This is a genomic window from Streptomyces sp. NBC_00483 (genome assembly GCF_036013745.1).
GTDB lineage: Bacteria > Actinomycetota > Actinomycetes > Streptomycetales > Streptomycetaceae > Streptomyces.
Genome location: NZ_CP107880.1, coordinates 7,516,561 through 7,531,833, shown reverse-complemented (window position 1 = coordinate 7,531,833; position 15,273 = coordinate 7,516,561). Strand labels below are relative to the sequence as shown.

Here is a 15,273-nt window from a genome sequence, read left to right as displayed (position 1 = left end):
CCCTTGGTGAAGATTGGATAAACACGAGCGGCAAATGGGGCGCCGACCCACAGATTGCCCACAGCTGCCGGACCGCCCACGGCCGCGCAGGTCAGTTCAGCGGAGCGAAGTCCTCCCCTTCCACCTCGCGCAGCTTCCCGAACCGCTCCCTGAGCTCCGCCCGGCGTGCCCGGTCCATGGCGAGATTCACCAACTCGCCCGGATCCTCCTGGAGGTCGTACAGCTCGTGGTCGTTGTCGTCGAAGTCGGCGTCCGGGCCGTAGAGCATCGTCGAAGGCTCCGGCTTCTCGCCCAGGTCGGCGGGGAGTCCGCCGCCGACGCCGAAGTAGCGGGCGTACTTGAACCGGCCGTCGAACATGCCGCGTACCGCGTACCGCGTCCGCTGGATGCGGCGGGTGTGCGTGGCCTCGTGCGCGAACAGCACGTAGTCGCGCACGGATGCCCGCGGGTCCCGGAACACGGGCGTGAGGTCCACTCCGCGGAACGAGTCGGGCGCGGGCACCCCCGCGAGCGCGCAGATCGTCGAGGCGAGGTCGACGTGCGAGGCGAGGGAGTCGCTGACCGTGCCGGGCCGGGTCGTCCCCGGCGCCTTCACGTAGCAGGGCACGCGCATGATCTCGTCGTAGACGAAGGGCCCCTTGGAGCGCAGGCCGTGGCCGCCGCACATGTCGCCGTGGTCGGACGTGAAGATGACGATCGTGTCGTCCCAGCCACCGGACTCCTCCAGGGCGCCGAGGACCTTCCCCAGGGACTCGTCGGCGAGGCGGTGCAGCTGGGCGTAGTAGTCGAGCTGGCGCAGCCACGCGCCCTTGTCGGCCGGGTCGATGCGGCCGTAGAGGCTGTGCTGCTGGTCGTGGCGCCACTGCCGCTGGGTGTCCGGCTTGGTGTGCAGATCGTCGTCGAAGTTCGCGGGAAGCTCGCTGAACACCTCGTCGTAGGGCTGCTCGTACGGCGGAATCGCCTGCCCGCCGCCCCAGTCGCCGTCGAGGAACTGACGGATGAACTCCATGGTCCGAGGGTGCGCGCGCTGGTACTCGGGCTGGTCGACCGGGTACCACATCACGTCGTGCGGGTTGACGAGCGCGACGGTGAGGAACCAGGGCTCGTCGGCCTGGGCATTGCGGCGCAGCCAGTGCGCGGCGTTGTTCGCGATGACCGGGTCGAAGTGCACTCCGGTACCGGCGAGGCCCATGAAGTGGTGGTCGTTGCCGTCCCAGTCCCCGTAGCCGTACGCCTCCATGTCGGGCCGCGCGGAGCGGGACAGATGCCATTTGCCGATGTACGAGGACCGGTACCCGGCCTGCCGCAGCGCGCCGCCGATCGTGGTGACGGACGGGTCGAGCTCGGGCTGCCAGGGGAAGATGACGTTCTCGGCGACCTGGTGCTGGGTGACGTACCGGCCCGTCATCATCGTGGCCCGCGAGGGTGAGCAGGGCGAGGAGTGCGTCCAGTAGTTCGTGAACTCCATGCCTTCGGCGAGCAGCCGCTCGCGCCACGGGAGTTCGACCGTGGCGGGGAGCCAGTCGCGTTGGCGCTCCTGGTCGGAGACGACGAGGAGGATGTTGGGGCGCTTTCCACCTTCGGGTTGCTGCATGTCAACCTTCCTTGTACGCAAGGGAGTTGGTCATGGTGCGGCTTCGACGGTGCCGGTCTCGCGCGAGGCGGGGCCCACGCCGCCGGTCGCCGGGGTCCGCCCGTGCCGCATGAAGACGGCGACGAGCAGGGCCAGGGCGGCGGCGCCCGCCGCCACCAGGAACGCGGAGACGTACCCCGACTCGGCGTAGAGGATCTTGTCGCCCGCCACTGATCCGTCGAGGACGTGCTGGGCGAGTACGGCGCCGAGCACCGTGACACCCGTGGCGTTGCCGAGGTTGTTGGCGACGCCCATCATTCCGGCGCCGACGCCGGTGTGTGTCGCGGGCACGGCCTCGACGACGAGGTTCGACACGGACACGAAGAAGAAGCCGAACCCGACGCCCGCGAACAGGGCCGCGAGCAGGATGTGCCACACCTCGGTGTGCAGTACGGACAGGAGCGCCGCGCCCGCGGCGAGGCAGCCGAGCGCGATCACGAGACCCGTGCGCGGCGCGTGCCGGCGCGCGAGCAGCCCGCCGATCGGACCGCTCACGGCGCTCAACAACCCTTGCGGCACAAGGAAGATGGCGACACCGAGCGGCGCCATGCCGAGTCCGAACCCGGTGTCCTTCGGCGTCTGCACGAGCTGCGGCAGCGTGAGCGCCTGCCCGCCGATCGCCACGGACCCGCCGAACGCGGCGAGCAGCGTCCAGCGCAGCCCGGGCCCCGCGAGCAGCCGCAGGTCGATCAGCGGATACGCGGCGCGCAGCTCGCACACCACGAACAGGGCGAGCAGCAGGCACGCGCCGACGGCCACCGCGATCAGCCGGGCCGAGCCCCACCCCCAGCGGCCGCCCTGCCCCACCGCGAGCAGCACTCCCGCGGCGCCGCAGCCGAAGAGCAGTCCCCCGGCCACGTCCACGCGCCGCCGAAGGCGCACCCCCGACTCCGGGAACGTGGCGACGACGAGCGGCGTGAGCACCACCGCGTACAGCAGGCAGAACCAGAAGATCGCCCGGAAGCCGAAGGCCTGCGTGAGCACCCCGCCGACGACCGGTCCCACGATGACGCTGAGCCCGATGCCGGTGGTGATCGCGCCCATCGCCACCGGCACGAGGCGCACCGGGAACACATCACGGATCAGCCCGTACGCGGCCGGAGCGATCACCATGGCGACGCCCTGCACGGCCCGCCCGACGAGCAGTACGGGGAAGTTCGGCGCGAGCGCGCACACCAGCGAGCCGACCGCGAAGGCACCCGCCGCGCACACGATCACCCGCTTCTTGCCGTGCCCGTCGGCGACCTTGCCGAGCAGCGGCTGCGCCACCACCCCGACGAGGCTCACGACGGTGAGCGTCCAGCCGATCGACGGGGTGCGGAACTCGGCCGCCATGTGCTGCAACGCCGGGTAGACGAGGGCGAGTTCGAGCGCGACGACCTCGGTGAGCAGGATCAGCGGGACCAGCCGCAGGACGTACGCGGCGGTGCTGCGGCCTTCGAGCCTGGACGTGTCGGTCACGGTGACGTCTTAACGCGCTTGCGTTAAACAAGCAAGACAACCGACACTCTTGGCCATGGACCCCGCGACGGACCCCGCGAACGGAACAAGGCGCCGCCTCCTCGACGTGGCGGAGCGCCTCTTCGCCGAACAGGGCATACACGCCACGTCACTCCGGGAGATCGCCGCGGCGGCGGACCAGCGCAACACGTCCGCGGTCGCCTATCACTTCGGCACGAAGCACAAGCTGATCGAAGCGATCTACGAGGACCGACTGACCGCCACCACGGCGCGTCAGCTGGAGCTGCTGGACGCGATCGACGCGCAGGGCCGGGGCAAGGAACTGCGGGCGCTCACCGGGGTGTTGGTGCGCCCGATGGTCGAGCGCCTGGAGGATCCCGGGCGGCCCAGCTGGTTCCTGCGGTTCGTCGTCAACGCCATGTACGTCGAGGGCATCGCGCCGAACGACCTCGGGGCGCATCCGTGGACGCGCGGTCTGCTGAAGCTGCACTCCCGGATCACGCACTGCATGCCCGAACTCCCGGATCGCGTAAGGGAGAACCGGTGGGAGTTCTTCATCGGCCTGCTGCTGCACACGCTCGCCCAGCGGGAGCGGGTGCTGCAGGCCGGAGCCGACCTCGGCGAGCAGCGCCTGCTCGCGGCCGACCTCGTCGACGCGGGGGTGGCGGTGCTCACCGCCGAGGTGTCGGACACCCCGTGGTGATCGGCTGTCCAGTGGTGATCACCTGTCCAGTGGCGATCAGCTGTCGACCCACCCGTGCTTGCGGCCGCTCTGCACCAACTCCCGGCGGATCGCCAGGATCTGCTCACCCGTCAGCGAGGGCGCCGAGCGCAGCAGCAGCTCCGTGACCTCGTTCGTGAACTCGTCGACGCGCAGCACATCGCAGAGCACGTCGTCGCCCTCGGCCGCGTGCCGGCCGGGCGTGGGAGCCGAGGCCCCCTCGGCGAGCTGCACCGACGAGGCCTTGGGCCCGCGGTCGCCCTCCTCGATGTCGAAGGAGACCTTGAGACCCGTGCGGATGTACGACTCGGGGATCAGGAGGTCGTTCACATGCAGGAAGACGTCCTCGCCGCCGTCGTCCGGCGCGATGAACCCATAACCACGCGCTCCGTCGAAGCGCACCACACGACCAGCAGCCACGCCGACCCCCAACCACCTCGGCGGGCCCAGTGCCCGCAGCCTCCAACAACGTTTGCGGATCCTACCGGTCCGCCCCCGTGTTCCCGCGGACCTGCCGCAGCGACGCCCCAGCGTGATGTCACGGTGACGGAAGTGGCGGTATCCGCACACAGCAACTCATGTGAGACTGACCGTCCCCCCGTCCACCCTGACGTAAGGGACGTACGCCGTGCGGTCTCTCCCGCTGCCGGTCACCCTGACCGCCCGCCTGCTGCCCGTCGCCGTGCTCGCCTGCGCGGGCTGGGCCTATTCGGGCCCCATGGCGGAGCAGTCCGCGAGCAAGGACGCATCCGAGTCGGCGCCGCAGTCGTCCTCGGCGCCCGACGAGCCCGGTGAGTCCGTGGCCTCGAAGACTTATCAGCAGCCCCCGGCCCCCTGTGAGGCGCTGCCCACCTCGACGGTCAAGTCCCTCGTGCCGGACGCCAAGACGGCGGGCAAGGAGCTGTCGGCCACCGACGAGTCGGTCCGCCGCGGCTGCTCGTGGAGCGCCCTGAAGGGGTACGACTACCGCTGGCTCGACGTCTCCTTCGAGGTGAAGGACTCCGACGACCTGGCGAAGAAGGCGTTCGCGGCCGGGGACGGCGAGAAGCGGACCAGCCCGCTCAAGGGCCTCGGGGACGAGGCGCGTGTGACGAGCTCGCTCACGACGAAGAACAAGCAGGACACCCGCGAGTCCGTCGTGACGGTCCGCACGGGGAACATGCTGCTGACCGTCACCTACAACGGCAGCGACTTCGAGTCGAAGGGCGCGCCGTCGAACGACACCGTGATCAGAGGCGCCCGCAAGGCCGCCGGGGACGCGGCGGCCTCGCTCGGCAAGGGCTCCTGAGTCAGCCCTGGCGCGGCGGCCAGTTCTTGAACGTCTTGGGGCGCGGCGGCGCGTACGTGCGCACCTTCGACGTGGTCAGGCCCATCCGGACGAGTGACTCGGCCACGGTCACGGCTGCGGCGACACCGTCGACGACGGGCACGCCCGTACGCGCCTTGACCTCGTCCGCGAGGCCCGCCATGCCGCCGCAGCCCAGGCAGATGACCTCGGCCCGGTCGTCCTCCACGGCCCGCGCGGACTGCTCGACGATGGCCTTCACGGCGGCGTCCGGATCGCGTTCGAGGTCCAGCACGGCGAGGCCACTGGCGCGTACGGAGGCGAGGCGGTCGGTGAGCCCGGCCAGCTTGAGGCGGTCCTCGATGAGCGGCACGGCCCGGTCGAGCGTGGTCACCACGGAGTACTTGTGGCCGAGGTACTGGGCGGTGCTCGCGGCGGCCTCCGTGATGTCGACGACCGGGACGTCGAGGAGCTCCTGGAGCCCCTCGCGGCCGTGCTCGCCGTAGCCCGCCTGCACGACGGCGTCGAAGGGCTCCGGGTAGGCGCGGACCGTCTCCATGACGGCGATCGCGGCCAGGTAGCTCTCGTAGTTGCCCTCGCAGGAGTCGGGGCCGAACGCCGGGGTGAGCGGCACGATCTCGGTGCCCGGCGAGGCCACGGCCCTGGCCTGCGCACCGATGCTCTCGGTCATGTCCTCGGTGGTGTTGACGTTGCAGACGAGAATGCGCATGGCGGGCTACAGCTTTCTTCTTGTTGTGCTTCTAGTTGTGCTGAGTTGTGGGAGCGAGGTCAGGCGGCGGGAACGGCGATCTCCTCGCCGTCCACGTCGTTCGCGGTGCGGCTGCGGTCCGCGACGGCGACGTAGAGCAGCGCGGCGAGACCGGCGCCGATGAACCAGGAGAACCCGGAGAGCGACTTGAACGCGGGTACGAGGGCGATGACGACCGCGATGGCGGCGGACGGGGCGAACGCGCCGACGGCCCGCAGGTGGAACCCGGAACGGTAGTGGTAGTCGCCGTCGACGGCATCGGTGTAGAGGTCGGGCACGTTGACCCGCGTCTTGCGCACCAGCCAGTAGTCGGCCATGACGACACCGAAGGCGGGGCCGAGCAGGGCGCCGAGTCCACCGAGGAAGTAGTTCACGACGGTCGGGCTGTTGTAGAGGTTCCAGGGCAGGATGACGAGCCCGATGACGGCGCTGACGATGCCGGCCTTGCGGAAGTTCAGCTTGCGCGGGAACAGGTTGACCAGCGTGTAGACCGGCGCGACGAAGTTCGCGAGCAGGTTCACCGCGATGGTCAGGACGATGAAGGCCAAGGAGGCGAGGACCATCAGCGGGGTGCTCGGGATGGTCGCGACGATGTCCTCGGGGCCGGAGATGACCGCACCGTTGATCTTGAACTGGCCGCCGGAGAGCACGACGACGATGCCGGCGAAGAAGAGCATGTTGAGCGGGATGCCGACCAGGTTGCCCGCGACGATGGCGCGGCGGCTCTTCGCGGAGCGGGTGAAGTCGCAGAAGTTCAGGACGAAGGTGCCGTAGATGACGACCCAGAGCGCGGCGGATTCCAGGATCTGCCGCCAGGCGTCGAGCCCGGTGGGCGCGGAGCCGGTGGAGACCGCGATGGACATGTCCGCCTTGACGAAGATCCAGGCGGCGAGCGCGCACATCGTGATGAGGATGGTGGGCGCGGCGAACGCCATGTACTTGCGGATGAGTTCCATGCCGTAGCTGACGATCACGACCTGGATGACCCAGAGGGTCAGGAAGGTGATCCAGCCGAGGGTGGACAGGCCCAGGATCGAGTTGTGGTCGAGCGAGGCGGCGCCGGGCGCCAGCTTCTTGATCACGGCGCCGAGCACGACGGCGGCGAGATACGTCTGGATGCCGAACCAGGCGATGGCGACGGCGCCGCGCACGGCCGCGGGGATCTGCGCCCCGCGGGTACCGAAGGCGATCCGGCTCATCACCGGGAAGGGGACGCCGGTCTTCTGGCCCATGTAGCCGGAGAGCGTGAGGAGTCCGAAGAGCAGGGCGGAGGCGACCGCGAAGGCGATCAGGATCTGCCAGACGCTGAGCCCGAGCGCGAACAGGCCCACGGCGAAGGCGTAGTTGCCCAGGCTGTGCACGTCGTTGCCCCATAGCGTGAAGACGTTGTACGCGCCCCAGCGGCGCCCCTCCTTCTTGGTGGGGGCCAGATCGGGACTGTAGAGACCTGGACTGGTGCGGGCGGGCCCGTCGACACCGGCGGTGGGGGTCTGTTCGTGCACGGCAGCCATGACGCGCTCCTGGATGTCCACATTTTCCGCGATGAGGAACTTGGTTTCCTCTTGGCGGGAAGACGCTACGGGCCAGTTTTGCGGTAATCAAGAGGTGTACGCGAAGAAAACACCGATTCCTCACGGGTGAACTGACCGCCCAATTCGGGCATTTGGCGATCCGCACACGCGGCGGACCCGCACTCCCGGTTTGGTATACCAAACCTGATGAAGTGCGGGTCCGTCAATGAGCCAGGTCACAGAATCTGGATCGGAAAAGGACGCACGGGGAGGTGCAGAGGGTGGTGCGGGGCCGCTCAGTCCCGCCGCTGCCCCGCCATCAGCACCGTGTACAGCACGAGCGATGCCGTGAGGCCCACGGCCCAGCCGTAGTCGGCCAGCGGTTTGAGGAAGGGGATCAGTCCGTCCACGGGGAACGGCCCCGCCTTCTCGCCCTTGGCGTTCACCGTCGAGTACGAGCCGCCGACGGCCAGCACGCCCCCGACCGCGAAGGCGAGGACGGCGCGCCAGTTCCAGCCGCCGCGGTACCAGTAACGCCCGTCCCGTACATACAGATCGGCGAGGTGCAGCACCGTCCGCCGCACGATCCAGTAGTCGGCGATCAGGATGCCCGCGACCGTGCCGAGCAGCCCGCCGACCAGGCCGAGCCACGTGAAGATGTACAACTCGGGCGTGGACGTGAGCTTCCACGGCATGACGAGGACACCCAGCACGCCCGTGATGATCGCGCCGGCGCGGAAGCTGATGAGCTTCGGGGCCAGGTTCGCCAAGTCGTACGCGGGTGACACCACGTTGGCCGCGACGTTCACCGAGATCGTCGCCACGAAGACCGTGATCAGCGCGAAGAGCAGCCCGAACACGTTGTCCGTCTTGCCCGCCAGCGCCACCGGGTCCCAGATGGGCACCCCGTAGACCTTCTCCGAGCCCGCCGTCACCAGGACCGACATCAGCGCGAACAGGGTCATCGTCGTCGGCAGGCCAAGGGTCTGCCCCCAGACCTGCGCCCGCTGCCCCTTACCGAAGCGCGTGAAGTCCGGGATGTTCAACGACAGCGTGGACCAGAAGCCGATCATGCCCATCAGGCCGGGGAAGAAGACCTTCCAGAAGTCCGGGCCCCAGCCGACCTTCGACGGTTCGTGCAGCAACGGACCGAAGCCGCCCGCCTTGTTGGCGATCCACACCAGCAGCACCACCGCGCCGACGAGCACGAACGGCGCCGCCCAGTTCTCGAAGCGGCGCAGCGTCTCCATCCCCCGGTAGATGATGGCGAGTTCGAGGACCCAGAAGACGAAGAAGCAGAGCCAGAGGGTCCACGGATAGCCGCCGACCTCGGCCGCCCCCGTCCACCCTCCGAAGATCTTCCCGAGGAGCACGAAGATCCCCTGGCCGCCGATCCACGTCTGGATGCCGAACCAGCAACAGGCCACCGCGGCCCGCACCATCGCGGGCAGATTGGCGCCGCGCACACCGAAGCCGGCCCGCGCCAGGACCGGGAAGGGGATGCCGTACTTGGGCCCGGCGTGCCCGGTCAGCAGCATGGGGGCCAGAACGATGACGTTCGCCAGGGCGATGGTGAGGACCGCCTGCTTCCAGTCCATGCCCAGCGCGACGAGCCCGGACGCAAGCGTCCACGACGGGATGCAGTGCGCCATCCCGATCCACAGGGCCACGAAGTTGTACGTGGTCCAGCGGCGGTCGGCGAGCGGGACCGGGCGCAGGTCCTCATTGGCGTAGGGGCTGTCGGCCGGATAGGCGTCGGCGGCGAGCTCCACCGCGGGCAGGGGCGCTCTCGGGGCGGTGTCGGTCATGGGCAGTCCGTTCTGCTCGGGGAGACGGGAACAGCGGCCGTGCGGGTACGGATGCCGTCAACTGCCTTGCCTGGTACGGGGGTTGCGCACGCTCGATCGCGGGCCGTGTCATCCGTTCAGCGTTATCCGTTCAGCGCGGGGATCACGTCCCTGCCGTACGCCTCGATCACCGCCTCCTTCGCGTCGTGCATGGCGTACACGGCGAACTGGTCGACGCCCAACTCCCGGAGCGCTTCCAGCCGTTCGAGGTGTGCGGCGGGCGGGCCGAGCAGACAGAAGCGGTCCACGATCTCGTCGGGCACGAACGCCGTGTCCGGGTTCCCGGAGCGGCCGTGGTGCGCGTAGTCGTACCCCTCGCGCGCCTTGATGTACTCCGTCAGCGCGTCCGGCACCATCCCGGAGTGCGCGCCGTACCTGGCCACCAGGTCGGCCACGTGGTTGCCGACCATGCCGCCGAACCAGCGGCACTGCTCGCGCGCGTGGTCGAGCGCGGCCGGTGTGTCGACCTCCGTGACGTACGCGGGCGCGGCGACGCAGATCTTGACCGAGGCGGGGTCGCGGCCCGCCTCCTTCGCCGCGTCCCGCACCGCCTTGATCATCCACTCGGTGAGGAACGGGTCGGCGAGTTGGAGGATGAACCCGTCGGCCTCCTCGCCGGCCATCTTGAGCGCCTTGGGCCCGTACGCGGCCATCCAGACGGGGAGTTCGGCGCCTTCGCGCACCCAGGGGAACCGGACGACCGAGCCGCCGCCGAGGTCCGCCTCGTCACCGCGGCCGAGCGCGCGGATGACCTTCATCGCGTCGCTGATCCGGGCGAGGGTGTTCGGCTTGCGTCCGGCGACCCGCATCGCGGAGTCGCCGCGCCCGATGCCGCACACCGTGCGGTTGCCGTACATGTCGTTGAGCGTCGCGAAGGTCGAGGCGGTGACCTCCCACGTGCGCGTGCCCGGGTTGGTGACCATCGGGCCCACGGTCAGCCGCTCGGTCTCCGCGAGGATCCGGCTGTAGATGACGAACGGCTCCTGCCACAGCACGGCCGAGTCGAACGTCCACCCGTACGTGAAGCCGGAGCGCTCCGCGCGTTTCATCAGATCCACGACCGCGGAGGCGGGCGGGTCGGTCTGCAGGACGAGTCCGAAGTCCATGGGGAGCCCCTCGTGTTCGAGTGCCGAGTTCCGGGTGCCGAGCCGCCATTGAAAGCCACAATCCTGGACTTCCCACGGAGGCTTGGCAAGAGGCCCGCCCGATGAGTTCTACGCGCGTCCAGCATCTGTCCCCGCGTCCGTCACCCGCATCCGTCACCCGTGCGAGTGTCGGGCCTCCTCCGCGGGCTCACGGCCGGGGAACGTGCCGAGGTCGGCGATCCGGTACCCGTTCGGATAGCCGCGCACCGTGCTGCTGTCCCGGCCGTGCTGCGGTGTGCCGCGCGCCGGAAGGAGGCGGACGAACCGGCCGCGCATCCTGAGCCCGCCGCGCACCACCCGCTCGACGGTCGGGTTCGGGTCCTTGTAGCCGAACGCGGCGCGCAGCGGAGGGTCCATCAGACAGACGGAGGCCCGGCGCGCGGCGGTGCCGAGCGGGCCCGGGTACCAGGACGCCATCAGGTCGAGCGTCGCCTCGGAGACCGCGTGCCCGCCCGGGTCGTACGCGAAGTGGCGGCGCTCGTAGTCGTCCATGAGGCGCTCGAACTCCTCGTACGTCTCCGGGATGTCCTTGATGTTCATCCGCCGGCCGAGGTCCCGGTAGTAGTTGGTCGCGGCGCGCACCTCGCGCGGCGAGTACGGCCGCCACGCGTAGGCGTCCATCCAGCGTTTGGGCACGACGACGAAGGTCGAAAGGACGTAGCGGTAGTCGTCGTTGGAGATGTCGTAGGCGCCGTGCATCCGGTTCATCCGGCGCACCGCCTCGCGCCCCTCCCCCACGTCGGGACCGTGCTCGCCGACCGCGTCGAGGATGAGCACGGTGTCGTCGTACCGCTTCTGCGCGCGCTCGGTGAACTCGCCGGTCCGGCCGAGGAGTTGACCGATGCTCGGCACCGCGTACGTCCGGTAGAGGGCGAACCCGAGGGCCTGCATGGTGTCCCAGGGGAACTCGTACGACGAGCTGATGCCGTAGATCTCGTGGTAGTCGGTGTCGGGATCGAGCCGGCTGATCTGTCGGATCCAGTGGTCGCGCCGCACGCTGGTCCTCCCTGGGCCTTGACGCACGACAGGGCCGTGTCCCCGACGTGCCCGCCGCCCCACCTTCGTACGGCTGCCTTCAAGGATCAAGACCGACGACGCCCGGTCACGGGGCGCGGGGTGACCGAGGTCACGGGGACGCGCGGGGCGATCGCGGAATGCGCGGGTCCGTCCTGCTGCTGCACGAGTTGTCGGCCGATCTCTGTCCCAGGGACCGGCCTCCCCGTTCTTCGAAAGGCTTCCTGCACCATGCCGCTGGCCCTCCTGGCCCTGGCTGTTGTCGCGTTCGGCATCGGCACCACCGAGTTCGCCACGATGGGGCTGCTGCCCCAGATCGCCGACGGCATCGACGTGTCGGTGCCGCACGCCGGCAATCTCGTCTCCGCGTACGCGCTCGGTGTCGTCGTCGGCGCCCCCGTACTGACCGGCATCGGCGCGCGCATCCCCCACAAGCGGCTACTGCTGCTCCTGTCCGGCCTGTTCGTGATCGGCAACGTCGCGTCCGCGCTCGCCCCGAACTTCGGCCTGCTCTTCGCCGCGCGTTTCCTCGCGGGGCTGCCGCACGGAGCGCTGTTCGGTGTGGGCGCGGTCGTCGCGTCCCGGCTCGTCACACCCGACCGGGCCGCGCGCGCCGTCTCGAAGATGTTCCTCGGGCTCACCGTCGCGAACATCATCGGCGTCCCGGCGAGCACGGCCCTCGGCCAGCACCTGGGGTGGCGCTCCGCCTACTGGGCGGTCGCCGTCATCGGCGGTGCCGCCCTCGCGGCGCTCGCCCTCTTCGTCCCGCACCAGCCGCGCGGCGGGCAGAGCGGGATCCGGCACGAGCTGCGGGCGATGGGCAACCGGCAGGTGCTGATCGGCCTGGCCACGGCCGTGGTCGGATTCGGCGGCTTCTTCGCCGTCTACAGCTACCTGGTGCCCATGCTGACGAACGTCACGGGCATCTCCGACTCCTCGACCACCCTGGTCCTCGCGCTCTACGGCGTCGGCATGACGCTGGGCACGCTGATCGCGGGCCCGCTCACGGACCGCGCCCTGCGCCCGACCCTGTACGCGGGTCTCGCCCTGCTCGCCGCGGCGCTCGTGGCGTTCTACTTCGCGGTCCACAGCACGGTGCCCGCGCTCATCGTCATCACCCTCGTCGGAGCGCTGGGCTCCCTCATCACGACGCCCGTACAGATGCTCCTCATGGCCAAGGCGGAGGCGGCCCCGACGATGGCGGCCGCCTCCAACCACTCCGCCTTCAACCTCGCCAACGCGGGCGGCGCCTGGCTCGGCGGCCTGTCCATCTCGGCGGGCTGGGGCTGGACCTCCCCCACCCTCGTGGGCGCGGCCCTCGCCCTCGCCGGCCTCGCACTGGCCTTCGCGGGCGGCGCCATGGACCGCGGCACTCGCCGGTCCGACGTGGTCGCTTCGTCCGGGGCCGATTCCTCGGAGCAGGCCGACCAGGTCACGCTGACGAAGCCCTGACGGCGACTCGGGCTCAAACCGCCTGCCGCTTCAGCGTCTTCGACGTGACCGCGGCTCCGGCGAGCAGCGCCGCCACCAGGGTGCCGATGATCGCGGCGACCACGACGCCCGCGTTCAGGTGCAGGCCCACGTCCGAGGAGGTGGCCTCGGAGAGACCGGCCGCCATGCCGGCCAGCGGGGGCAGCGTCACCAGCACACCCAGGGCCGCGCCGATGACGATGACCAGGGCCGTCTCGCCCGCCGAGGTGAACAGCAGCTGGCGGACGGTGCCACCGGCGGACTTCATCACCCCGAAGTCGCGGCGCCTGCCGTGCGCCGCCATGGCCATGGAGTTGGCGACGGCGATCACGCTGTAGCCGACGGCGATCACGATCAGCATCATGGCGAGGGACTCGGTGAGCTTGGCGTCGGTGTTGTAGTCGGCCAGCGCGTACTGGGCGGCGTCGTGCAGAGCGACTCCGGGGGCCGCGGCAGAGGCCTTGGCGCCGCCCGGGACGAAGATGTCGTCGGTGAGCGCGGCCGGGTCGTGGGCGCGGACCAGGTCGCGGGCGACCACGAAGTCACCGCGGGCCGGGTCGTCGGGCAGCACCTGGGAGACGCGCAGGGTGACCGTGGCGCCGTCAGCGAACCGGACCGGGACCTCCTGGCCCTGCTTCAGACCCAGGTCGGCGGCCATCTTCTCGCCGAGGACCGCCTCGCCCTGCTTGTTCCACTTCGCGTCCCGGCTGCCCAGGACGTCCAGGACGGTGGACTTCCCGGCGTTCTCGCTGTTCTCGGCGTTCTCAGCGTTCTTGCCGTGCTTCGTCTCGACGAAGGCGCGGGTCGGCAGGGCGGCCTTGCCCACGGGGTTGTCGGCGACGACCTCGTCGGTGTTGCCGGGGGTGCCGTCCGGCGTGACGATCGTCTGGCCCGCGACCTTCAGCGCCTCACCGGCCGGGTAGGCGACCCGCATGGTCGACACCATGCCGCTGAGCAGGACCGCGAAGCCGACGGCGGCGATCACCGGGGCCACCAGCGAGGCGGCGCGGCGCGGGTTGGCGACCAGCTCGGCCCGGATGAGGACCGGAGCGGCCTTGCCGCCGCGCTGGAACGGCGCGGTCAGGAACCGGCCGACCGGACCGACGAACGCCGGGGTGAGCAGGGCCGCCGCGACGATCAGCGTCATCGTGGCGAAGATCGCCATGTTGATGCGGTTGTCGGCGGTCGACGTGGCGGTCCCGATGGCGAGCACAACACCCAGGCCCAGGACGGACAGACCGGCGATCCAACGACCGCGCCCCATGCCCTTGTTGGCCGAGCGGCTGTCGAGCAGCGCCTCGATGGGGGCGACCTTGGCGGCCTTGCGGCCCGCGCTCCAGGCACCGATGACGCTGACCCCGATCCCGACCAGGGAGCCCGTCAGCAGCGGCCATGCGGCGACGGTGATCTCCATGTCGGGCGGCGTCACGTCCAGGCCCTTGAGGAGGGAGAGCAGCATCGGCGTGGCGGCCACGCCCGCCAGGCAGCCGGCGATCGAACCCGCGAGCCCGACCACGGCGGCCTCGCCGAGGATCATGCGGCGGATCTGCTTGGGCGAGGCGCCGATGGTGCGCAGCAGGCCGATCTCCCGGCGGCGCATCCCGGTGGACAGGACCAGCATGGAGGCGACCACGAACACCGTGGTGAACAGGCCCAGGAGGGCCATGGCGCTGATCAGCTGGACGCCCAGGAAACGCTTGTGCTCGATGTACTCGGGCTGCAGTTCGGAGCGGCCGTCGCCGGAGACCACGCTGCCGTTGTCGCCGATGATCTTCTTCGCACCGGAGGCGATCGCCGCGGTGTCGGCGCCCTTGGCGGGGATCAGGGCGATGTTGCTCACGCCCGGCTGCTGCCCGGCCGCGAACTTCTCGCTGAAGTAGTAGCCGGGGCCGTCCACCGTGCCGACGACCCGGAACTGCTCGCGGCCCTTGGTGATGTTGACGGTCAGTTCGCTGCCCACGGCGGCGCCGAGGTCACGGTCGACCACGACCTCGTCCGCGGCGGCGGGAGCATGGCCCGAGACCAGCCGGTACGGCGCCATCCGCGCACTGGCGAAGCCGTGCCCGGCCTCCTCGGCACCCTCGTCGGTGACGGGCCTGCCGCCCTTGACGGCCTGGGCGTAGAAGGAGCGGTCGACCACGGCGTGGGCGACGCCGGGGACCTTCGCAAGGCCGGAGACGAGCGGCTCCGCCTCGGACCTGCTCCACGGCATCCGGTCCTCGGGGCTGCCGTCGGCGTCGACGGCCTGCTTCGGCAGGGCGAGGGCCGCGGTGCCCTCGTAGCGGGGCTGGACCTTGGCGCGGGCCGAGTCGTGGATGACCAGGGTGGTGGTGATCAGGGCCACGCCGACCAGGACGGCGACGAAGGCACCGAGGAAACCCGACCAGCGTTCACGTACGTTCGCGAGGATCAGCATG

At 70.2% G+C, this 15,273-nt stretch carries 12 protein-coding genes; 3 read left to right on the top strand and 9 right to left on the bottom strand.

Annotation, left to right across the window (positions count from 1 at the left end; translation table 11 throughout):
* Nucleotides 1–91: 91 nt before the first annotated feature.
* Nucleotides 92–1,594: a sulfatase-like hydrolase/transferase gene (locus OHA73_RS33720; RefSeq protein WP_327656926.1), complete on the bottom strand. Its 1,503-nt coding sequence runs from the start codon at nucleotides 1,592–1,594 to the stop codon at nucleotides 92–94.
* Between the two features lie 30 nt (nucleotides 1,595–1,624).
* Nucleotides 1,625–3,094 carry an MFS transporter gene (locus tag OHA73_RS33715; RefSeq protein ID WP_327656925.1) on the bottom strand — a complete coding sequence of 490 codons (1,470 nt, stop codon included), beginning with the start codon at nucleotides 3,092–3,094 and terminating at the stop codon, nucleotides 1,625–1,627.
* 55 nt (nucleotides 3,095–3,149) lie between these two features.
* Here OHA73_RS33715 and OHA73_RS33710 point away from each other — a divergent pair, with 55 nt between their 5' ends.
* Complete coding sequence (locus OHA73_RS33710) at nucleotides 3,150–3,797, top strand: TetR/AcrR family transcriptional regulator (RefSeq protein WP_327656924.1); 648 nt, start codon at nucleotides 3,150–3,152, stop codon at nucleotides 3,795–3,797.
* 36 nt (nucleotides 3,798–3,833) lie between these two features.
* Here the strand turns inward: OHA73_RS33710 and OHA73_RS33705 are convergent, their stop codons facing one another.
* On the bottom strand, nucleotides 3,834–4,235 hold the full coding sequence (locus tag OHA73_RS33705; RefSeq protein ID WP_266715382.1) for a cold-shock protein: 402 nt from the start codon (nucleotides 4,233–4,235) through the stop codon (nucleotides 3,834–3,836).
* A gap of 208 nt (nucleotides 4,236–4,443) precedes the next feature.
* Here OHA73_RS33705 and OHA73_RS33700 point away from each other — a divergent pair, with 208 nt between their 5' ends.
* Nucleotides 4,444–5,103 (top strand): hypothetical protein, encoded by a 660-nt coding sequence (locus OHA73_RS33700; RefSeq protein WP_327656923.1) that lies wholly within the window; start codon nucleotides 4,444–4,446, stop codon nucleotides 5,101–5,103.
* Between the two features lies 1 nt (nucleotide 5,104).
* Here the strand turns inward: OHA73_RS33700 and OHA73_RS33695 are convergent, their stop codons facing one another.
* The 5 genes from OHA73_RS33695 to OHA73_RS33675 form a co-directional block, all read right to left on the bottom strand.
* Nucleotides 5,105–5,830 (bottom strand): aspartate/glutamate racemase family protein, encoded by a 726-nt coding sequence (locus OHA73_RS33695; protein WP_266715380.1) that lies wholly within the window; start codon nucleotides 5,828–5,830, stop codon nucleotides 5,105–5,107.
* A 59-nt stretch (nucleotides 5,831–5,889) separates the two neighbouring features.
* Nucleotides 5,890–7,380, bottom strand: coding sequence for an NCS1 family nucleobase:cation symporter-1 (locus OHA73_RS33690; protein ID WP_267068666.1), 1,491 nt, complete (start codon nucleotides 7,378–7,380; stop codon nucleotides 5,890–5,892).
* Nucleotides 7,381–7,676: 296 nt separating this feature from the next.
* Nucleotides 7,677–9,188 carry an NCS1 family nucleobase:cation symporter-1 gene (locus tag OHA73_RS33685; RefSeq protein ID WP_266715378.1) on the bottom strand — a complete coding sequence of 504 codons (1,512 nt, stop codon included), beginning with the start codon at nucleotides 9,186–9,188 and terminating at the stop codon, nucleotides 7,677–7,679.
* Nucleotides 9,189–9,310: 122 nt separating this feature from the next.
* Entirely contained in the window at nucleotides 9,311–10,333 is a 1,023-nt protein-coding gene (locus OHA73_RS33680) for a TIGR03842 family LLM class F420-dependent oxidoreductase (RefSeq protein ID WP_327656922.1), read from the bottom strand.
* A 153-nt stretch (nucleotides 10,334–10,486) separates the two neighbouring features.
* Nucleotides 10,487–11,368 carry an oxygenase MpaB family protein gene (locus OHA73_RS33675; RefSeq protein WP_327656921.1) on the bottom strand — a complete coding sequence of 294 codons (882 nt, stop codon included), beginning with the start codon at nucleotides 11,366–11,368 and terminating at the stop codon, nucleotides 10,487–10,489.
* 249 nt (nucleotides 11,369–11,617) lie between these two features.
* Between OHA73_RS33675 and OHA73_RS33670 the strand changes: the two genes are divergently transcribed.
* The gene (locus OHA73_RS33670) at nucleotides 11,618–12,838 is read left to right on the top strand and encodes an MFS transporter (protein ID WP_266715375.1); all 1,221 of its coding nucleotides are present in this window, start codon (nucleotides 11,618–11,620) and stop codon (nucleotides 12,836–12,838) included.
* A gap of 13 nt (nucleotides 12,839–12,851) precedes the next feature.
* On the opposite strand, the gene OHA73_RS33665 is transcribed toward OHA73_RS33670, so the two are convergent.
* Nucleotides 12,852–15,272 (bottom strand): ABC transporter permease, encoded by a 2,421-nt coding sequence (locus tag OHA73_RS33665; RefSeq protein WP_327656920.1) that lies wholly within the window; start codon nucleotides 15,270–15,272, stop codon nucleotides 12,852–12,854.
* Between the last annotated feature and the right edge of the window lies 1 nt (nucleotide 15,273).